General features: G+C 28.9%; 20 protein-coding genes. 2 read left to right on the top strand and 18 right to left on the bottom strand.

What is annotated here, in order from left to right:
* Positions 1–7: 7 nt before the first annotated feature.
* The 8 genes from Q0662_RS08015 to Q0662_RS07985 form a co-directional block, all read right to left on the bottom strand.
* The gene (locus Q0662_RS08015; protein ID WP_298948587.1) at positions 8–1,705 is read right to left on the bottom strand and encodes a RagB/SusD family nutrient uptake outer membrane protein; all 1,698 of its coding nucleotides are present in this window, start codon (positions 1,703–1,705) and stop codon (positions 8–10) included.
* An 18-nt stretch (positions 1,706–1,723) separates the two neighbouring features.
* Positions 1,724–4,831, bottom strand: a complete 3,108-nt coding sequence (locus Q0662_RS08010; protein ID WP_298948585.1) for a TonB-dependent receptor — start codon at positions 4,829–4,831, stop codon at positions 1,724–1,726.
* A 15-nt stretch (positions 4,832–4,846) separates the two neighbouring features.
* Positions 4,847–6,385: a glycoside hydrolase family 32 protein gene (locus Q0662_RS08005; protein WP_298948581.1), complete on the bottom strand. Its 1,539-nt coding sequence runs from the start codon at positions 6,383–6,385 to the stop codon at positions 4,847–4,849.
* 10 nt (positions 6,386–6,395) lie between these two features.
* The gene (locus tag Q0662_RS08000; RefSeq protein WP_367181295.1) at positions 6,396–7,715 is read right to left on the bottom strand and encodes a sugar porter family MFS transporter; all 1,320 of its coding nucleotides are present in this window, start codon (positions 7,713–7,715) and stop codon (positions 6,396–6,398) included.
* Positions 7,716–7,959: 244 nt separating this feature from the next.
* On the bottom strand, positions 7,960–10,677 hold the full coding sequence (locus tag Q0662_RS07995) for a substrate-binding domain-containing protein (protein WP_298948578.1): 2,718 nt from the start codon (positions 10,675–10,677) through the stop codon (positions 7,960–7,962).
* A gap of 75 nt (positions 10,678–10,752) precedes the next feature.
* The gene (locus Q0662_RS12040) at positions 10,753–11,367 is read right to left on the bottom strand and encodes a site-specific integrase (protein ID WP_367181296.1); all 615 of its coding nucleotides are present in this window, start codon (positions 11,365–11,367) and stop codon (positions 10,753–10,755) included.
* Between the two features lie 30 nt (positions 11,368–11,397).
* Positions 11,398–11,976 (bottom strand): phage integrase SAM-like domain and Arm DNA-binding domain-containing protein, encoded by a 579-nt coding sequence (locus Q0662_RS12035; protein WP_367181294.1) that lies wholly within the window; start codon positions 11,974–11,976, stop codon positions 11,398–11,400.
* A 368-nt stretch (positions 11,977–12,344) separates the two neighbouring features.
* Positions 12,345–12,533, bottom strand: a complete 189-nt coding sequence (locus Q0662_RS07985; protein ID WP_298948575.1) for a hypothetical protein — start codon at positions 12,531–12,533, stop codon at positions 12,345–12,347.
* Between the two features lie 209 nt (positions 12,534–12,742).
* Between Q0662_RS07985 and Q0662_RS07980 the strand changes: the two genes are divergently transcribed.
* Positions 12,743–13,492 carry a hypothetical protein gene (locus tag Q0662_RS07980; protein WP_298948572.1) on the top strand — a complete coding sequence of 250 codons (750 nt, stop codon included), beginning with the start codon at positions 12,743–12,745 and terminating at the stop codon, positions 13,490–13,492.
* Between the two features lie 284 nt (positions 13,493–13,776).
* On the opposite strand, the gene Q0662_RS07975 is transcribed toward Q0662_RS07980, so the two are convergent.
* The 4 genes from Q0662_RS07975 to Q0662_RS07960 all read right to left on the bottom strand — a co-directional run bounded on the left by Q0662_RS07975 (position 13,777) and on the right by Q0662_RS07960 (position 16,634).
* A complete protein-coding gene (locus Q0662_RS07975) occupies positions 13,777–14,064 on the bottom strand; it encodes a helix-turn-helix domain-containing protein (protein WP_298948569.1) in 288 nt (95 codons plus the stop codon).
* 460 nt (positions 14,065–14,524) lie between these two features.
* Positions 14,525–14,875: a hypothetical protein gene (locus Q0662_RS07970; protein ID WP_298948566.1), complete on the bottom strand. Its 351-nt coding sequence runs from the start codon at positions 14,873–14,875 to the stop codon at positions 14,525–14,527.
* A 3-nt stretch (positions 14,876–14,878) separates the two neighbouring features.
* Complete coding sequence (locus tag Q0662_RS07965) at positions 14,879–15,784, bottom strand: DUF5655 domain-containing protein (RefSeq protein WP_298948564.1); 906 nt, start codon at positions 15,782–15,784, stop codon at positions 14,879–14,881.
* Entirely contained in the window at positions 15,771–16,634 is an 864-nt protein-coding gene (locus Q0662_RS07960; protein WP_298948561.1) for a DNA methyltransferase, read from the bottom strand. Before Q0662_RS07960 ends, Q0662_RS07965 begins: the two co-directional genes overlap by 14 nt.
* An 86-nt stretch (positions 16,635–16,720) precedes the next feature.
* Between Q0662_RS07960 and Q0662_RS07955 the strand changes: the two genes are divergently transcribed.
* Positions 16,721–17,209 carry a hypothetical protein gene (locus Q0662_RS07955; RefSeq protein WP_298948558.1) on the top strand — a complete coding sequence of 163 codons (489 nt, stop codon included), beginning with the start codon at positions 16,721–16,723 and terminating at the stop codon, positions 17,207–17,209.
* On the opposite strand, the gene Q0662_RS07950 is transcribed toward Q0662_RS07955, so the two are convergent.
* From Q0662_RS07950 to Q0662_RS07925, 6 genes are read right to left on the bottom strand one after another with little or no spacing between them, the layout of a single operon-like run.
* Positions 17,210–17,698 (bottom strand): hypothetical protein, encoded by a 489-nt coding sequence (locus Q0662_RS07950; RefSeq protein WP_298948555.1) that lies wholly within the window; start codon positions 17,696–17,698, stop codon positions 17,210–17,212.
* Positions 17,698–18,522, bottom strand: coding sequence for a DUF3883 domain-containing protein (locus tag Q0662_RS07945; RefSeq protein WP_298948552.1), 825 nt, complete (start codon positions 18,520–18,522; stop codon positions 17,698–17,700). The genes Q0662_RS07950 and Q0662_RS07945 overlap by 1 nt, the downstream gene beginning before the upstream one ends.
* Positions 18,522–19,637 carry a DGQHR domain-containing protein gene (locus Q0662_RS07940; RefSeq protein ID WP_298948551.1) on the bottom strand — a complete coding sequence of 372 codons (1,116 nt, stop codon included), beginning with the start codon at positions 19,635–19,637 and terminating at the stop codon, positions 18,522–18,524. Before Q0662_RS07940 ends, Q0662_RS07945 begins: the two co-directional genes overlap by 1 nt.
* On the bottom strand, positions 19,630–20,229 hold the full coding sequence (locus Q0662_RS07935; RefSeq protein WP_298948549.1) for a hypothetical protein: 600 nt from the start codon (positions 20,227–20,229) through the stop codon (positions 19,630–19,632). Before Q0662_RS07935 ends, Q0662_RS07940 begins: the two co-directional genes overlap by 8 nt.
* A complete protein-coding gene (locus Q0662_RS07930; RefSeq protein WP_298948547.1) occupies positions 20,204–21,118 on the bottom strand; it encodes a type II restriction endonuclease in 915 nt (304 codons plus the stop codon). The genes Q0662_RS07935 and Q0662_RS07930 overlap by 26 nt, the downstream gene beginning before the upstream one ends.
* Complete coding sequence (locus Q0662_RS07925) at positions 21,118–22,017, bottom strand: DNA adenine methylase (RefSeq protein ID WP_298948545.1); 900 nt, start codon at positions 22,015–22,017, stop codon at positions 21,118–21,120. The genes Q0662_RS07930 and Q0662_RS07925 overlap by 1 nt, the downstream gene beginning before the upstream one ends.
* Positions 22,018–22,132: the final 115 nt, after the last annotated feature.

Here is a 22,132-nt window from a genome sequence, read left to right as displayed (position 1 = left end):
TAATAGATTAATTATATCCTTTATTTTGTTTGTAAATTTCTTGACTAAAATTAATTTGAGCTTGAGGTATAGGACAATACTCTTCTACACCTGAATTAAAGTTAGCACCACTATAATATTCAACTTCATCCGTTTCCTCTAAATAATATTTGTTTAGTGTTTCTGCGGCAATACCCCAACGAACCAAATCGAAAAAACGACTTCCTTCCATTGCAAACTCTAATCTACGTTCCCATCTTAATGCTTGTCTAGCGAAATCTTGTGTCCAAGTACAATTAACACCATCTACATATGGACTTATATTTAAGTTATTTGCATACCCAATTAAGTTTGTGCTTTGGGATGCTCTATTTCGTATTTGATTAATTAATGGCAAAGCATCGTTAAACTGACCCAATTCAATTAATGCTTCTGCTCGCATAAGTAAAACATCTGCATATCTAATTTGAATTCTATTTTTTGAATTACCGTAAAACGGATCAATATTTACAAAACAGCTACCACAATTTGGTGACACATTTTCTTTTAATGAAGCATAGTAACCATATGGATTCGGTGATCTAACCCAACTTTCTGCATATATATAATCATTATCGTATTTATAAGGTAAATTTGGTATTGCCACTGTATGATACAAACGTGGGTCAACCTTAACAGCATTTAAATTATTATAATCAACATTTGCGTTATTATATGTGTTAAATAATGGAAGGCCATTAGTATCTGTTTTATATGCATTTACAAGATTTTGACTTGGTTTATGAAAATCGCAACAACCAAGACCTTGAGGAGTTGATAATACATCGGAAAAATTTAACCTTCCATGTAATGTATTGTCACTATCTGTATATTGAATGGCAAAAATAGATTCTGGACCATTTTCAAAACTTCCTGGTAAAAAATTGCTTGCAAAATCTGTTTCTAGAAAACCTAAACCTAGAACATTATCAGTTGCCTCAATTACCTTTAGTAATTTAGCTTGATTAATGCTTGTTACTTGATTATTGTCGTCTTGTTCATAGGCTTGATAAAGTCTTACTTTCGCCAGATAAGCATAAGCTGCTGTTTTACTTGCTCTACCTATCTCTTGTTGAGACACTGGTAAACTTTCTATTGCCGTTTCAAAATCATTAGCAATGGCCTCCCATAATTCATCATTTGTAAGATCTCTATTGGATATTGTACCATAATCTTCAACTGGTATATCCTCTGTTATATATGGCACATACTTGAACATTATTTTAAGCATAAAATAAAAATGCCCTCTTAAGAATTTCATTTCGGCAATCCTAGTCTCTTTCAATGGGAAATCGGAGTCGGTCATTTTATTCAAATTTCTTATAGCACGATTAATTCTAGAAATAGCTATGTAACTATTGAACCAAAATTTATCTAATTCTCCAAAGTCTGTTCTTATATTTTCGGATATTTCAAAAAAGTGAAATACTTGAATATCATTAGGACCACTACCTCCTTTGTAGGCATCATCAGATCTAACATTGCCATAAGGCCATAAACTAAATGGTGTATCATAATGATCGTTACCTAATGCTGCATAAGCAGCTGTTGCAAAACCATCGACGTTTTCTGGAGTTATAAGATCTTCTTCAGATAAAACTGATCTGGGACTTTCTTCTAAAAAGTCTGAACATCCAGTAGCAATAACCAACAGAATGCATCCAAATAAATATTTTAAATTCTTCATGATAAGTGTTTTTATTTTTTAAAATGTTATATTAAAACCAAGAGTTGATGTTAAAGGTAAAGGGTATCCAAACCCAGCATTTTCAGGATCAACACCTGTAAAGTTAGATGATGTTATAGTTAATAGATTTTGAACTCCTAGGTAAATTCTAAACTTGTTTATAGTGTATTTTTCTAAAATAGATTCTGGCAAAGAATATCCGAGTTGAATATTTCGTAATTTAATATAACTACCATTTTCAATAAAATAAGTTGAAAAACGGGATTCAGCATTTTTATCAATAGTTGTTAATGCGGGAATAGTAGAATTTGGATTGCTTGGTGACCATGCATTTAAAAGCCTAGAACCTTTGTTTGACCCTATATCATCTACACTCCAAAAATCTGTTTGATATTTTAGTTGATTTACTATAGCTACTTTTCCTATACCTTGCCAAAACATGGTAAAATCAAAATCTTTATATTCTAGATTTATATTTAAACCATAGGCAAAATCAGGATAAGGTATGCCTATCCAAGTCCTATCATCGTCGTTGATAATACCATTACCATCTAAATCTCTATATCTAATTCGTCCTAAACCCTTTCCTTGTTGTTCTGCGGAATTCAATAATTGTTCATTTGTTGTAAACAATCCATCAGCTACATAGCCATACATTGAATTTAATGGTCTTCCTAAAATATTATCATCACTACCATTACCACCATAATTATTTTTCACCTCTTCAGGAAGCTTAGTTATTTTGTTTCTATTTGACGAAATATTTGCATTGATTTCATAAGAAAAATCCTCTGAAGTTTCATTTCTATACCCTAGTGAAAACTCAATACCTTCATTTTCCATGCTAGCACCATTTACCCATCTATTTCCTCCTTCACCTATTGCAGCTAAATAAGGTGGTAAAACCAAAATATCTTCAGTTATTTTTTTATAATAATCTACTGAACCATAGAGTTTTTGGTTAAAAAAGCCAAAATCAAGACCTAAATTTGTTTGTGTGGTAGTTTCCCATTTTAAGTTGTCGTTACCGATTTGAATAGATCTAAACCCTGATGGCAACAAACCTGAGCCTTGGCCAAATAAATCATAAGCTGTTCCGTAAGATGTATTCCATGTTGGGTCTCCTCCTGCATAATCAGCTACATATAACGAATAAATTGCGCTATTATCTATTTCTTGATTTCCTGTCTGACCCCATCCTACCCTAAATTTCAAATCTGATATCTTAGAGAAATCATCTTCTATAAATTTTTCGTTGCTAATTCTCCAACCTGCAGAAAACGCTGGAAATGTTCCAAATTGATTGCTCTTCCCAAATCTTGATGAACCATCATGCCTTATTGTGGCAGAGAATAAATACCTACCATCAAAATCATAACTTAATTTTCCGAAATACGACACTAATGTATAAGCAGATTCTGATCCAGAATTAGTTCTTTGACCAGTTGCTGCATCTGGAAACATAAAGTCTGGGTTTTCATTTGTAAAATCTTCTGCCCTTAAAAAAGAGTTTTCAAATTTATCTTTAAATATCTCTGAACCAATAAAGACCTCTAGGTTATGCTTTTTTAAATTCAGCTTATAGTTTAACGTATTTGTCCATGTAAACTTTGTACTTCTAAAGTTATCAATATTCACTGCATTTTGGTCATTTTTTAAATAACCTGACTGATAACTAAACTGTAATGATCTTTTATAGAAATTACTATAATCCAAACCATAGTTAGTTTTAAAATTCAAATTTTTTGCTATTTCTAAATTAGCATAAACGTTACCAAACAACCTATGATACTCATAACCATTATACTTGTTAGCATCTAACAAACGGACAGGATTTTGTCTATCATTCATACCTCCAACTGGACCACCCCATCCTTGGCCATCTACAGTTCTTACTGGAATAATAGGAGATGCTTTTAATGCTAAATCTAGTACTCCAGGGATTTGAAGTTCTGCTGTTTTATTTATAGATAAATTCTCCCCAATTTTAAGTTTATTGTTAAAAAGCTTATAGCTGGTATTTAAACGGGCAGAAATACGTTCAAAATTTGAATTTTTTACAATACCCTCATTATCTAAATACCCTAATGAGAATAAATAATTTCCTTTTTCAGTTCCATTAGAAATATTTAAATTATAAGAATTAGCAATTCCTGTTTGCGATATTTCATCATACCAATCTGTATCAGCTGACTTTAAAGTTTGTTCATCATCTAAAAACTCTGGAACTGTAATATAATCTAAGACTGCATTATTGTTTGAGTCAAAGCTCCAATCAAATTTATAACTCAAATTGTTATTATTAGGATTCAGGCCATCATTTATATTGGCTTGCCAAAGAACTTCTCCATATTCTTTAGCGTTTAGAACATCTAATCTATTAGCATAACTAGATGCCGTTAGGAACGAACTAAATTCAATCCTCATCTTCCCACTCTTACCTTGTTTTGTTGTTATAATAATAACACCATTAGATGCACGTGACCCATAAATACTCGCAGAAGAAGCGTCTTTTAAAACCTGAATTGAAGCTATATCATTAGGGTTTAATTCATGCATACCAGATTTTGTAGGCACTCCATCAATAACAAAAAGAGGAGCAGTATTATTTAGTGTACCAACACCACGAATTAATATTCCTGTATTACCACCACTGGGTGAACCATCTGTACTAATTTGAACACCAGGAATCCGACCTTGTAAAGCTTTTATTGGATTTGGCTCTACTTGTTTATTCAGATCTTCCATCTCTACAACTGCAACTGCTCCAGTGATGTCTGCCTTCTTTTGACTAGAATAACCTACAACTATTATTTCATTGAGTTCATTTTTCTCAATTTCTAAATTAATGTTGATTGTTTTTTGACCATTTACAGGGATGCTTACCGTCTTATAACCTAAGTAACTTACTACTAAAATTGAATTAATAGGTACTTTATTTATAATGAAATTACCATCGAAATCTGTTATGACTCCGTTCTCTGAATTTTTTACCAATACAGATGCTCCAGGCAAGGGCATAGCATCTTCTTTTGATGTTACTTTCCCCTTTACATTAATCTCTTGAGCTGCAACATAATATAAGGAGCTAAGAAGAAAAAGATAAGTAATGAATTTGTATCTCATAATCATTAATTTAGTTTAATTGTTTAATTGTTTAAATTGGTTAATTGTTGCATTTTGAATTATAGAATTATCGTTTTGATTAATTTTAAAAGTAGTAATGTTACTCGTAGGAAATATTTGAGTAGTCATAACATATTGACCTTGGTTTATAAAAATTTCTATAGATGAAGCGTCTAAAATTATATCTAAATCAAGTTCATCTTCTCTGCCTATATTTATTGTTTGAAAAGATGAATTTTTAAAATTATTATTAAAATTCACGTTTCCAGATTGCGACCTATCAATAGAAAAAATGCCAGTTTTTTTGTCATAAGAAATAAAATACTTATCCTCATTTGAATTGGATAATGTAACTACTAGTTTATTATAACTTTTTGCTTTAAAAGAAATTTTGCTTTGCTGTAAATTTTGATATTTAAAATTATTAGGAAAATCACCAATAATTTCTTCTTTTAAAACTTCTGTAGTAATTGTTTCAAAATTTTCAATAATTTCACTTTTAACAAGATATTTTCCATTTTTATGAATCAATTTCAATTCTCTTGGTAACGTCATTGCACTTCTCCATTTTTTTGTTGGAGTTTCATTTGCATAATTCCAATTAGACATCCATCCAATAAAAATTCTTTTCTGATCTGGTGTATTATTGTACGTTACACCAGCGTAATTATCGGTACCATAGTCAATCCATTGACTTTCTTTTTGATCTGTTGTAAAGGTTGTACCGTCATAATCGCCAACGAAATATCTTGTACCTGAGCCACCATTTGGTGCACTTTCACCTCCATGACTAACTATAAGCACCCATTTTTCTTGATCCATGCCATTTATTTTTAGCTTGAATAAATCTGGACATTCCCAAACACCAAGAGGCGGATTGTCTACGAACCTGAACTCACTTATTTTCACCCATTGTTTAAGGTTTTTAGAATCATAAATTTGAACATGATCTTTAGCTACTAATATTAACTGCCACATTTTTTTATCTTCATTCCAAATAACTTTTGGATCTCTAAAATCTCTTATTCCGGGATTATTTATCACAGGATTATTAGCGTATTTCACCCATGTCACCCCTTCATCTAAACTATATGCAATTCCTTGAGTTTCATAATCTATTCTCCCCTCTTTTTCTTTTACAGGATCATGATAAGTAAAAATTGCTATCATTGCACCTTTGCCAAAACCAGCGGTATTATCTTTATCTATAACTGCACTACCAGAAAAAATATACCCTAATTCATCAGGAAATAGTGCTATTGGCATATGCTCCCATTTTAATAAGTCTTTACTTTTTGCATGTCCCCAGTGCATAGGCCCCCAAACGGTTCCATCTGGATAGTATTGATAAAATAAATGATAAAAACCTTTTGAATACACTAATCCATTTGGGTCATTCATCCAGTTAGCTTCTGGAGTAAAATGGAATTTAGGTCTATATTTTTCTACTTTTTCTTTAACGTATGAATTTTGAGATAACTTATCAGTCTTGGTTGCTTTATTGCAACCAAGAACTAACAAGACCATAATCAAAACTAATTCAAATTTTCTCATAATTATTTACTTATTTTTTTAGTATTTTTTCTGTTAACTCTTCTAGGGTTAATCCTTTTGTTTCTGGCATCATAAATACCACAAACAACAATTGTAGTACCATCATTATTGCAAAAAACAGAAAAACTACCCCTGCACCTATTGTAGAAAACAACATAGGAATTAAGGCTGGTATTAGTGCTGCTAAAAACCAATGTGTTGCGCTCCCAAAAGATTGACCTGAAGCTCTTAAATGATTTGGAAATATTTCTGAAATGAATACCCAAATTACAGCTCCTTGACCTATTGCATGCGAAGCGATAAATAAGAATAGGAATATTGGCACTGCCATACCTGACCATCCAAAAAAGAATGCACAGGCTACTAAACTTAAAGAAATAATATACCCTATTGACCCAAAATACATGAGTGTTTTTCGACCTAATTTATCGATTAAAAACACACCTAATAATGTGAAAATTAGATTTGTAACCCCTATCCCTATACTACTTAATAATGCTGTGCTTTCTCCTAAACCAGCTTCTTCAAAAATTCTTGGTGCATAATATAGAAAGGCATTTATTCCTGATAATTGATTAAACATAGCTATCAAAAAAGCTAAGGTTAATGGAATTCTATATTTCTTTAAAAAAATTGTTTCTTTTAAATCATCATTATGATTATTAGAATTCATTTCTAATAATAATATTTCTGGATCTATATCTGGGTTAATTATTGATAAGACATCTTTAGCTTCCTTATTTCTAAACTTAGATAATAACCATCTTGGACTCTTAGGAACAATAAGTACAAAAAGTGAATATATAATTGCTGGAAATGCTTCAACACCAACCATCCATCTCCATGCATTTTCACCAATATCACTTAATAAATAATTAGATAAAAAAGCTATTAAAATTCCTAAAACGATATTAAATTGATATAAGGCAACTAAACGCCCTCTATGTTTAGCAGGTGCAATCTCAGAAATATAAGCTGGTGCTGCAATTGTAGATGCACCAACTCCTAAACCACCTAAAAACCTAAAAAATGCAAATGTATATGGATCATTTGCTAAACCAGAACCTATAGCTGACACCGTATAAAGTATTCCTATTATTATTAATGTATTTTTTCTTCCTAATTTATTAGTGGGAACACCTCCAAAAATAGCCCCAATAACAGTGCCCCAAAGAGCCATTGCCATTACAACACTACCATGAAATGCATCAGAAGAGTTCCATAATAATTGTAGCTTTTTATCTGCACCTGAAATAACTACAGTATCAAAACCAAATAAGAAACCTGCTAAAGCTGCCGTAATTGACCAAACTAATATTTTATTATTCATTATAATTATTGGTATTAAAGTTTTTATAAAACTATAAAACCAACCTATCCTAAATGATAAGGAATGTTACATTCAATAAAAAAAACAAATAAAAAATTTAAAATACTGTAATTCAATTATTTAAACCAATTTTATTCACTAAGAATCTAGTGATTAAATAAAAAAAAATGTTAATTTAGATACATTTACGATTAATATAGTTGTGTTATAAAAAACAATTAAACACTTTACAAACCAAATGCTATTAATTTTTTCTATATGATTTTGGGGTTTTACCAAACTTATTTTTAAAAGTTGAAGAAAAATAACTAGGAGAAGAAAATCCAACGGAATATGAAACTTCTGAAATAGTAAGCCTTGAATCTTGAAGTAAAGTTTTTGCTTTTTCTAATCTAATATTTAAAATGTAATCACTAACACTTATGTTTAGAATTGATTTAATTTTTCTATATAATTGAACTCTAGATATGTTTAATTTAGCTGCTAATTGTTCTACTGTAAAACTTGAATCATCTATATTTTCATAAATATGTTTATTCATTACCTCGATAAAATCTTGTTCAAATAAACCTATTTTCTTAATTGGTTCAGATTTATAAATATTTTTAATATAATGTTTACGAAGTTTCTCGCGGTTATATAAAAGGTTTTTAATTGATCTGTATAGAATAGCAAAACTAAACGGTTTCGTTAAGAATAAGTCTGCTCCAGATTCTAAACCTTGAATATAAGATTCTTTACTATCATAAGCAGTTAAAATAATAACTGGGATGTGCGATGTTCTAATATCTTTTTTTAATATATCACAAATTTCAAATCCATTTTTCTCTGGTAAATTAACATCGCAGATTATAATATCTGGCATTACTTCAAATGCTTTTTCTAAAACATTATTACCATTATTTATACTTACGTTATATTCTAATTTTAGCTTACTACTTAAATATTTAACCAAATCTTCATTATCTTCAATAAGTAATATTGAATCTCTATTTTCTTCAATTAAATCATTTTGCACAGTAAAAGCATCATCTTCATAATCTAAATTAAAATTTAATAATGGATTATCTATGATAGCTGGTTCATAAACAATTTCATCTATACTCAAGTGTACATTATCTTTATATAAAGTAATGATAAATTCTGTTCCGTTACTTGAACTTACTTCAATTTCTCCTTTATGTAACTCTATAAATTCTTTTGACAAATGCAAACCTATACCTGAACTAGATTTATTATTATTTGATCCTTTATAAAAAGCTTTAAAAACATTATTTATTTCATCATTTGGTATTCCAATACCAGAATCTTTAAAATAAATTTTAACAAAATTACTTTCTTTTATATCTTTAATTTCAATTTTTATGGTACCGCTATTAGGTGTAAACTTAAAAGAATTTGAAAGTAAATTAAAATATACTTTATCCATTAGGTTTCTATCTAAATAGATATCTAAATATTCATTATTTGTATTTAATAAAAAGTTAATATTTCTTTTTTGAGCTTCTCTTTCAAAATCTTTAAAAATTGTATTCGAAAACTGAAATAAATTTGTTTTTGATGCTCTTAAAATAAATTTTTTATCTTCAACTTTTCTAAAATCTATTAACTGATTAATTAAACGTAATAAACGTTTTGAATTATTAAAAATCAAACCAACTTCTTTTAAAAGTTTATGATCCCTAATCTTTTTATTTTCAGAAAGAGAATCTATTGAAGATAGAATTAGTGTAATTGGTGTTTTAAACTCATGAGAAAGACCTGTAAAAAAATTGGTTTTTGCTTCATTAATTTTTTTTATTTGATTTCGTTGAGTTGTAATTTTATTGTTTTGAATTTCTAATTCTCTTTTCTTTTTCTTTAAATTATAACCAGAATAAATACTAAAAGCTGTTAGTAAGATTAGTAGAATCAATAGAAATAAAAGTAATTTCAAAGCATTACTTTGAGTAGTATAAGTTTCTTCTTGTTTTTTAATCTTTATTTGTTGGTTTACTATATCATTTTGATGCTGATTAATTTTATCAAACTGATTTTTCATTATATCAGCATTTCTAGAGTCAATTACAGTAGTAGTTAAAAAATTTATTTTAGCCACGCTCTCTCCATTCAAAATTTTTAATGCTAATTTGATTGCTTCGTCTCCACCTGTAGGATATAATATAGATGCAGATAATATACCTTTTTGGACTAATTGAATACCATTATCATCACCATTTAAACCATCTATACCAACAAATTTGATAGTTGTTTCAACTCCCTTAGATTTTGCAATCTTCCAAGCGTTGTAAGCAATTTCATCATTAAATGCGAAGACATAATTAATTGATTTCACATTTAAAGAATCTAGTATTTGAGGTATTCTTAGGTTAATGTCTACATCTTTAATACTATAAGGAATAGTTATTTTTGGCTCATTTTTAGCTATTTGATAAAACCCAAAATGTCTTTCTATAACAGGTGAAGAATTATCGCCTCCTTTTATTTCTAAAACATTGATCTCTTTTTCATTTTGTGAAGCAATATAATAGGCAGCATTTTGACCAACCTCAATATTATTTGCTCCAATATATGCCGTGAATTTTTGAGAATTAATCTTTCGATCTACAATAATAACTGGAATCCCTTTATCATAAGCTTTTTCAATTATTTGAACTAACGGTTCTGGTCTCAGAGGAGAAATTATAATAAGATCGAAATCATTTTTTATCATTGATTCAATCTGTAACTTTTGAGACTCAATATTACCATCTGCTTGAAAAATTGTTAGATCAATCTCAGAATATAATGAAGCTTCTACTTTCATTTCATGATCCATAGATTTCCGCCAATCATCAACACTTATACACTGAGAAAAACCAATTTTGTATTTTGTTTTCTCATTTTCCATAGAACAAGAAATAAATAAAAGTAGACTTAAAAAGGTTACAATTTTAATTTTTATAATTTGATGCGAATTCAATATATTTAGTTTTATGATAATTTTCAAAGGAAAAAAATAATATTTAAAATAACTCACAGTATTGTAAATAATTTTTTAAGAATTTGCAATTTTAAATTTATTTTTAAGTTCTTGCATATCTTCACTAACTTTTCTATCCAAAATCCTGGCATAATGTTGGGTAGTTTTTAATGGTTTATGCCCTAACATTTTACTAACTGATTCTATAGGTACACCATTTGTAAGAGTCACAGTTGTAGCAAAAGTATGGCGAGCTAAGTGAAAAGTTAGATTTTTATTAATACCACACAAATCAGCAATTTCTTTTAAATAAGCATTCATTTTTTGATTACTTAAAACAGGTAATAAAAGCTGACTTTGTACTAAATCTGGATGTTCTTTATATTTTTCTAAAATAACTTTTGCAGTGTTTAGTAATGGAATATTGCTTCTAGTATTAGTTTTTGTTCTTTTGGTTTTTATCCATCTATCTCCATCCAAACCAATAACAATATCGTTTTTTGATATTTTTTTAACATCAGCATATGCCAAACCAGTGAAAGAACTAAATATAAATATATCCTTAACTTGATCTAAACGCTTTATAGAAATTTCTTTTTCCATCAATTTCTGTATCTCCTCTTTAGTTAAAAACTCTCTATCAACTGTTTTAAGCCTTGCCTTCCAATTATAAAAAGGGTCTTTACTTATCCAATCATTTGCATAAGCAATTCTTATTATCTACTTAAAATTAGTTATATACTTGATTGCTGTATTATGACTACAATTTCTTTCCGTTTTTAAATAATATTCTAAACCATTTATAAATTTATGATCAATCTCTTTTACAGATATATCTTCTATTTTATATTCTAATTTAATGTAAGATTCTAAATGTTTTTTTTCTGTCTTATACCTTTCTAATGTTCCTGGAGCAAAATCTTTTCCAACTAACCTTTCAACTTGATTGTTGTGATCTTGAAATATTTTAAGTAACATTTTATGGTTTTCTATTTTACCTGTAAAAATATTCTTTATTAACAATGCACTTATAGGGCGATTATCATCTAATAATTTTTGCTGAATTTTAAATATCTTATTTTCTAAAGAGTTTAAATAACGATTTAACTCCCTTACCTCTATAGATTTCCCTACTACTTTTCCGGCTTCACTATTCCATTTTTCAACGGCTACTTTTCTTTTAATACTAATTTGACTACGTTTTCCATTTACAGTTATACGCATGTAAATAGGAGCTTTACCATCTTTGGTCACTTTATTTCTCTGCAGAAAAAAAAGAATTGAAAAAGTCTTAAACATCGGTTACCTATTTTTTTACATACTAAATATACAAAATTTTAGGGAGTAAATAAAACATAAACACCTAAATAACAGTTTTTTATACTAAATACTATGAAATTCGGTTACCTATAAAAAAAACAAAATAGGTAACCGAATAGGTTCCTTTTTATTGAATATTTCTTAATTTAAAATGATGTTTGAAGAAAACAAATAAGCCCATAAACATAATGTTTACGGGCTTTTGGGGAGAATTGTAATTCTCTCAGCGGAGAAAGAGGTAAGTGAACCTATCTCTTAATGCCTTTATTTATTACTGTTTCAGTCCTGTACCATTATGAGGTCACCTAATAGGTCACCTTTAAAACCTTGTAGTAAAGATAAGGAATTTACTTGATTAATCCTTGTACTTTACTGATTTCAAAGCCCATAAAGTCGCAAAATTCGTCGATAGTAACTAACTGATGAGCTTCTTTGTTTAGGTTGTCTTTTATCTTCTTGATAATTGACCTTCCATAACGCTCACTCTTTCCTGTTACCACTTGCACGTCTTTAGGGTAAATACAGATTCTACTCATTTACTTTAAATTTAAAATTAATACTCTAACTATACTTTATCTATACCGTTGCTATAAAGCTCTTATATACAATATACGACAATATTCACATTGAAAAAACTATCTATTTCGGAAGTTTTGGCAAGTTGTAAACACTACGGAAGTGCCTTTAAACAATGGTGAGTTATAGCACGTATATTTGGTATTCATCAACAAAAAATGTAATAGTTATGGCAAAGTTAAAAGGTATTATTAAGTTAGAAGGAACGTTAGACAATCTAACTTTTTACAAAGCAAAAGAAGGCTATTTAGTAAAGACCAAAGGAGGTGTTTCTAAAGAGCGTATTCAAAACGATCCAGCGTTTGAACGTACTCGTGAAAATGGTTCAGAATTTGGTAGTTCTGCTTCATCTGGTAAATTATTAAGAACTACTGTAAGAAACTTAATGATTAGAGCAAAAGACAATCGAGTTTCAAGTCGTGTTACTCAAAAAATGACACAAATTAAAAACTTTGATACAACCTCTGTAAGAGGGCAAAGAAATGTGGCTATAGGATTATCTACTCCAGAAGGACAAGCTACTTTAAAAGGCTTCGATTTTAATAATAGAGCTATTTTAAGTGCTGTTTTGTTTGCTCCGTTTACACTTGCTCCAGCTACTGGTGAAGTTACAATTCCTGACCTTGTTCCGTTAAATGATATTGCATATCCTGGAGGAGCAACTCACGTAAGTTTGTCGTCTGCATTCTTGAATATTGATTTCGCTACTACAGATAATGCGATTGAGTACAGTCCAACAGTAAATATTCCGATTGATTCAACTTCTGCAACTCAAACGTTAACTCCTGCAGGTGTGCCAGCAGGTACAGGAAACGATATTTACGTGTTGTTAGTTGAGTTTTTTCAAGAGATTAATGGCGTTCAATACCCACTTAAAAATGGTGCGTTTAACGTGTTAAACATCATTGATGTAGCATAGTTTCATTCTGACCTTTGAAACCGAAATGAGTCCTATGATTTTAAATTATAGGGCTTTTTCTTTTGCCATAATTTTTTGAAGAAAAGAAAAAAGACAGCCAATGTTAAAGGTAGCGTGGAAGATGCTGTCAAGGTTTTTGGGTAAAAGTTTTTTTCTCTAAAATCTTGAAACCTTTTAATAATTCTGCTTAAAAAAGTTTTATTCAAAACCCATAGGGCTTGACCTTTATAGCATTGAGCGTTGGCTGAAGGAAGCTACTTATATTTGCTTTCTTTTTTATTTTATTACCTCAACTCATTCTTCTTTAATAAGGCAATTATTTCTTGTTTGTTATAATATCTTCTATTGCCAATACCATAGCTTTTTATTTTACCCTTGTTTGTCCAATGCCAAAGTGTAGTGATATTAATCTTCAAAAAATCTGCTGTTTCTTGTCTTGTTAGATATACATCACTTTCATTAGTGTGCAATACATCTAAATAGTGTTTTATCTTATTTAATAGTTTATCAGCTACTTTATCTGCTAATTCATCTACTGTAATTTCTTGAATTTGAATTGTCTTTGTTATCATAGTATTCCTTTTAAAGTTGTTCTAAAATGTAAGTTAACGAAATGAAGCAAACAAAGATTTGAGGTAAGGAATACTTGGACTTAACGATGATTTTGTGCAGTTGAATGAGATAACGTCATTTTCTTTGAAGTTCTAATGTGAGCGTGGGCAAAGCGGATATTTTACATAATACCAGTTATAGCTACGAAATAAATAAAAACTGCTTTAGCAAACCATTGAAAGGCATTTTGCTACTATAACTTGTATTATGTAACATAGCTTGGGAGAGTTTAGGGTTTTATGATAAAATAATAACAGAATAGCTTATTGCAGTTTGGTTTGATTTTATGAAAAGCAAAGCTGTAATATGCTATTACCTTAAAGACAAAAAAACGATAAACTTGTATGGTAAGCGGAACAACACAAAAGACAGAGGATTTTGAGGTACGAAAAAACTGGGTTTTGGGTTGTGGGGGAATTGTTATTCAGAATCTTTAAGTAATTCTTCCAACTTCAATTTTAATTCTTTAGAAATTGGATATTTTTTAATCTTTAATAGAATAGTTTCTTTTGATTCCCCTTTATCTAAAAGTCCTTTTATTGTACCCGTATATATCTTTTCAAAACCATATTTAGAAATTGCTCTTGAAATTATAAGACTAAAACCTAAAACACCAATACCAGCAATCATTCCAAATCCAAGACCTATTGTTGATAAAGCTACAGTAATTGCAGCTGCACCTGCAAAACCACTTGTTGATATTGCTACAAGTAGAATTAAACCTGGAATACCAAGGCCAACTAAATTTTCAATTAGTTTATCTATTTTCATAACTTAAATCGCTTGTTTAATGAGACTCATAATATATTCCATATCCTTCGTGTTTTTTACAATGGTTTCATAATCTCCATTACCCCAATGACCAGTATTTGAAACATCTCTCATAATTCCTTTTGGATCATCTAAATTCCCTTTTGTTAGATTTATAAAAATCTTTAAACCTTTTTTCAGTATAACTATATCTGAAAGATTTTTGTCTTTTTTAAAGGCAATATATAATTTAGTTGCTTTTATATCAATATCATCTGCTAAATTTAAAATGGCTTCCTTGTAACTCTCATACAGTTCAATAACAGCATCAGGTTTATTAATTAAATGTTCTTCTTCAGTATATACTTTAATTTCTTTTGTAACTGATTCTAATTGTGAATTTGAAGATGTAATTGGTTTAATGCTTTCTGCTGAATTACTTTTCTTTATAGGGTTTATACTAATTAAATCATTTTCATATTTTTTGACTTCCCATAATTCAATAGCTATATCTTTAAAATTAGTAGCTGTTTTTTGATTTTCTGTAAAACTCGTAGAAACAAAAATTACTCTCGTTTGACTCCAATCTACATCTGTACGTTTTAGTGTTGACTTTAGAGTTTCATTATATTCTACTATAAAATCGGCTTTATTTTCAAGCATTAAACTTAAATATGTAAAACCTTGATCTACAACACTAATGTTTTTACTTCTTTTGTATTCAATAATTATAAACGCTTTAGATTGTGTATCATAAGCTAACGTATCTATCCTCTTATTTTTTATGGTAAATTCAGATTTAACTAAAACTAAACCTAATACTTCCTTTAAATTCTGCTCAAAAACATTTTGAATATCACGTTCAAGTTTAAAAGGAGTTTCCTTGATATGCTTAATAGAATTGTTTTTTGCTAAACTATATATATTCATTACTTTTTTGTTTTTCTATAATCTCAAATAATTTATTCTTTTCGTTAAACCCTCTTATTTTACTACAATAGAGTTCTAAATTTTCAATACTATCAAGTTCTTTTTTTCTTGCAACACCTAAATTTAAGTATTTATTTAATTTATCAATACCTATAAATCTTCGACCTAAAAGGTTTGCTGCTATACCTGTTGTACTACTGCCTGTAAATGGATCTAATATTAATGCATTAGGTTTAGTAGAAGCCAATATAAGTCTTGTTAATACTGATAATGGTTTTTGAGTAGGATGCTTACCAAATTTTTTCTCCCAAGGAGCGATTGCAGGTAAAGTCCAAACATCTTTCATTTGTTTATTTTCGTTAATCTCTTTCATTAAATCATAATTGAAATAATGTCCTTTCTTTTGAGATTTACGTGCCCAAATAATTTGTTCAGTAGAATGTGTAAAATATCTACAAGCTAAATGTGGGGGAGGGTTTGTTTTTTGCCAAGTTATTACATTTAATACTTTAAAATCTAATTCATCTAATACTTGAACTATATTAAAAATATTATGCAGTGTACCGCTAATCCATATTGATGCGTCATCATTCATTTTTTCTCTAACCGCAGATAACCATTTACGATTAAAGTTAGTCATCTCCCTTCTACTTTTAGATTTATCCCAAGTACCTTTATTTACACTTACTATTTTACCGCTTTCTATCGTGTTACCACCACTTGATAAAAAATAAGGAGGATCAGCAAATACCATATCAAACTTATCATCAATTTTGGGGATTACCTTTTTTGCATCACCTTTTAAAAGTTTGAAATTTTCATTTTCAGATTTATGATAAAATTTTAACATTTAACCAAAGTAATTATATTTACCCAAAAATAAACCATTAAAGTTTAAATACTATTATTATGACCTATCCACAAGGAGTTCAACATATGACAAATCTATATAACGCATTAGCACAAAATGAAAAAAATCATTTTACTGTAGGGAGTTTACGAATTGATTATCCAGGATATAAAAAGAAAGGTGATTATAGACTTTCAAGAAATGGAGTAGCACCAACACATATTAATATAGTTAATGGTATTTACAATATGGTTACACCTCAAAATTTTAACGAATTAAAAGAGGCTTTAGATGATTTATATACATATGGACTAACATCTACAAATACTTTTTTTGCACAAACACAAAAAGAACTAATATATTGGATTACACTACAAGAGGAAATAAATTATCCACAACCAAGATATGCTGGTCGAAAATTACCTTATCAAAGATTTTTTGAAGGAGCATTAGCGAAGATTGGGCATTTAACTATAAATAATGTACGTGCAAGAACTAACAATCACGGGGTTGGGAGACCTGTACTTTTTAATTGTAACAGTGTTAATATAATAGCGCCTTCATTCTATATATAATTAAAACCCTTTGGGTCTCATTATAGCATCTAATTCACGCCATTTTTTTCCTTTACTAAAATTAGCTGCAATACTTGGAGATAAGTTATCAATTAAAACTTGGTGCATCCCTAATCTTTTGACACGTTTTTTAAGAATTGCAAATTGTTTGTTTTCTTCTGCTATCATACCAGCATATAAAACTGTAAACCATTGTTCTATGATAATTTGATGTTGATTTTGATATGTAATAACAATTTTATTAATTTGATTAATAACATTTGCATCAATGCTTTTCGTTGTTAAGCTATATATCGTAACAAAATCAACATAAACTTTGTTACCAGTATAATGAGCAGATAATGTTTTTAAATCTGTAAAATAATCCACATCAAAAGGAGCTTTTCTACTTCCATCTTCTTCAACTACATATACGCACCATTCATCAAAACTACCAGAGTCAAATATTACTTTTCTATTGTTTTTTAAATCTTTTATTAATCTTGCCATTACTTGGGTGTTGCTAAATATAGTATTGGTTCTAAATTTAATTTCGTATATAAATCACCTTGTACTTTATAATATTTACCTACATTTAAATTTGTATCAAAATCAAAGAGTCGATAAAGAAAATAGTTGTCGTTGTTTAATTTAGAATATTCGATTTCATTACTTGTCAAGTAGAATGGTCTTGATATATTACTCCTCGTAGTTTTAACTTCAATATATTTTTCTTCATCCTTCAGATTAAATGAAAGAATATCATAGCCTGCACCATCGCCTCTTACTACAGAGGTATGTTCTACCTTTTCAGCTAAATCAGGTCTATTGTTATCACATAAATATTTTTTTTCTGTATGTAAAACAAGCAGTTCTCCAAGTAAGCCCAAATGTTTGTTTTTTAATTCTTTTTCAATAAAATCAATATTCTTTGATGGAGAAAATCGCCTTTTCTTTTTGGTTATTTTTACGCTTGGTGCTTTAACTAAAACTAATTGAATGTTATCAATATTGTTTTCCAATATAGCAACCTCAAAACCTTGTTTAAATGCACAATTAGTACATTTGTGTCTACCTGCACCACCTTGATTCTCTCCTAAATTCTTTAAGACTATTGAAGGAGCTATACTCCCTTGAGGACACTTTTCAGGATCTATGATAGACAAAGAATAATCATCATAGCTTTTCCATTTACCACTACTACCTACAATAAAACCTTCCTCAAAGGCACAAGTTGGGCAACGATGTCTACCACTACCACCTTGACTATGATGTAAACTTTCTAATAAGCTAACAGGAGAGATACCACCGTGAATACAAGTTTCATTATTCATTAGAGGTTAGTGTCTTCTTTAAGTTTATTATATAATTTTGATTGACCTACACCACCAGATGCATATTCTGCATTAGTAAAATCAGCATTGCTTAATGTAACTTTATCTAATATATCTCTAAACTCTTTTTCGGTAATTATTTTATTAGTAGCATAATGTTCAACAAAATCTTTTAATAGTCTCATAAAAGCTATTATACCTGTTGATTTAGATAAAATCTTTGAGTCATCAAACCAAGCATCACTCCATTTAGATGATATAGCATCAAAATAATTAAGTAATATTTTTAAAATCTTACTATCCTCTTTTTCAATAAACCAATTTCTTAAAAACAGCTTTTTCTCATCATTACCTGAAACCTTTTCAAGTTTATTACCTCTTATCATTTTGTCCCTATCAACTAATGGTTCTTTTGATATGTATTTTAGGATAGACTCAACCAACGTAGCTTGAGTAACTGTTTCAATATTTGAAATTGCAGTACCAAGTCTCTTAATTTTACCTTTAAAGGGTGTTCCTTCTTCATTTAAAAACTTAACTATATTATGACAAGTTCTTTGTGGGCTTCTTGATTCTGACAAGCTAAATAAATCATAAACAAGAGATTTGTTTACTTTAGTTTGAGCTTTATTTATTGTAGAAAAGACCATTGCTTCATCTTCAGGTGACATATCAAGAAATACTGTAACAATTAAATCGAAAACGAACCCATCAACAAACAACCCATTAGATTCAATATATTTTTTTAACCCAAAGACTCTATGTTGTCCATCTATTATTTTAGCAATGTTCGGTTTATTTTTTAAAACTAATTTACCATCTTTATAGGATTCAATTAAGCTATTGCCTTCTTCATCTTTAGTTGAAATAGATAATACAATACTTGTTGGAAAAGTAGCATCACTAAATGAAACGTATTTAGCAATTTGCTTTAACCTATTAGGAGATAACCTTCTTTGTAAGCCAAAATACAAATCAGTTTCGTCCTCAATTCTTCTAATATCTGAATATGCTATATCAAATAGTTCTTTCCAGCCTAATTTTCCAGAATAGAAAACATCAATCGGCTGTCTAACTTCAACACACTCTATTGTAACTGTTTCTGGTTTAGACATTATCTTCCTTTTTTAAATTTTCTAAATCTTTTTTTAATTGGTCAATCTCATTCTTTTCTCTTTCTTTTCCTTTAGAATTATCATTAACAGCATTAGTCTTTTTAATACCTACAAAATCGTTTGCTTGATAGAATAAATAAATTAATAATGATACACCAAATATCAGGTAAATGACTACGCTTAATGCTAAACTTATTTCTTCTATTGATTTATTATTTGTTTTAATAAATAAATATCCGAGGAGTGGTAGAAAAATAAAAATGAATATCAACATTGAAGTTGGTAAACTGTTGTTTTCAGAATTTGATTTAACACTTTTAAGCCAAAGGTATAGTGTAGTAGAAAGGAGCGTACCACTTAAAACTAAATAAGTAAAAGGTTGATGAATTGATTCAATTACTACGCTACAACTAAACTTTTTCTCAATCAAATTTATAATTAACAAAAACCAAATCGGTATTGTATTGCCTAAAAGATACAAAATGGTATAACCCCAAAAGTTTTTATTAAGATACTTACTTTCTTTAATTTTATTTAAGTTGGTTTCCATAAATACTTTTATGTTATTATATAATTTTTTTAAGAATCCCATTTTTTAGCATTTCTAAATTCAATAAATATTCTGCTTTATCAAAATATTCTCTTAATGGCTTTTGCGTGTTAATCCATCCAGCACCATCTGTTATCCAAATAAATTCAATATTTTGATTATTCCAATATTGATTCATATTTACATACTCTGTAGCTGTCGACTTTAATTTAGAACCTCCGCCATTATAAAAATTTACTTCAAAAAAATATAGTTTACCATTGTTATTTATTACATAGTCTATTCTCCTTGAAGACTTATCAACAGCAATTTGAATACCCCATTTCTCTTTAATAGTTTTTGCAGTGCCTTCTTTAAGGTATGTAAGGTTTAACTCTTCGCAAACTTGGTTGATATAAAACTCAACAGCATTTTCCATTTGATGACCACCTCTGTTCTTTCTGCCATTACTATCTAAACCAACTTCAACACCTGTAGCATAGTCAACTAAATTTTTAACTTTTTTATCTTTAACTAAATCACCTAAACCGCAACCCATAAAAAAAGAAGCAATGTTTTCAGCTTCAAATTTGTTTGGGACTTTTATAGATAGGTCAAAATGGTCATATTCAAATGTTTTAATGTTTGAAACGATATTTATTTTCTGTTCTTTCTTGTTTTTAAAACGAATAGCTAATAATAATGGAATTACGTTTACTACTTTAGGGTATTGTAATATTAAATTAGTTAGTTCTTCCTTTATATTTTGTTTTCCTATAAGAACATTTAGAATATTTAATTCTACCTCGTAAGGTTTTATATTGTTATGAACTTTATCCCATTTAACATAGTAGTCCCACTGTGTGATACCTTTAACTTTTAGGGTTGATATTAAATAATCAAATAGGTCATCATCCGAATTAAAATTTAAAAGGTTGGTTAATCTTTTCATTAAGATAGATTGGTAATTAATAATTCTGTTAATTTTCCTCTTTTGTTTCCTTTAGAGTTAATACTCCTTCTTGCATTTACTCTAAAAATATTAAACTGTTCATATAAATCATCAAAGAAATTATCATCAGGATTTATATTTTTCATATCAGAATTACTTAAAATCCATTGGTGACCTAAATTATTTAAAGTTTCACAAAATTCTTTTAATCTAATTTGTTGCTTATCATTAAATACATCTTTAGCATAAGAATTAAAACTTGAAGTTTCACTTAATGGTTTGTATGGTGGATCAAAATAGAATAATGTATTATCATCAGTATGTTCTAAAGTCTCTGCATAATCGCCATTTAAAATAATTGTTCTTTGTAAAACTTCTGAAACAGCTTTTAAATTAGACTCGTTACATATATTTGGTAAAGATTTGGATCTTCCAATAGGAACATTGTATTGATTTTTGCTGTTTACTCTATAAAGCCCATTGAAGCAAGTTTTATTTAAAAATATAAACAATGCACTTTGTACTGTTCGAGATGATTTTCGAGTATTAAATAATGTGCGCTTTTCATAATAATATTCTTTCGCTTTTTCCTTATCGTTAAAAATAGGGTGGTATTCAGCTTGATATTTTGATAGAATTTTTATTAAATCTTCTAAATCATCTTTAATTGAAATATAACAATCCGTTAAATCTGTATTTATATCATTAATAACAGCTTTTTCAATATTTGGAAACTTATTCATCATCCAAAAAAATACAGCACCACTACCAACAAATGGTTCGATGAAGGTAAAGGAGTTATTATTTAAATTTACTGGTAGGTTGTTCTTTATTTCATCAATAAGTTGTGTTTTACCACCTGCCCATTTAAGAAATGGTTTAGCTATATTGTTTGACATTATTTATAAAGTGTATTTATTGTTAAATCTATAAAAACCAAATTTACTAATCTTTTTAAACTATAATTGGAATATTTCCAAGTTAATAATAAAACCCAAAAAAACCACTGGGTTA

Origin of the sequence: uncultured Polaribacter sp. (assembly GCF_947503855.1) — a bacterium.
GTDB lineage: Bacteria > Bacteroidota > Bacteroidia > Flavobacteriales > Flavobacteriaceae > Polaribacter.
Note: the sequence above shows the minus strand (reverse complement) of the source record. Positions and strands in the feature narration are given on the sequence as shown.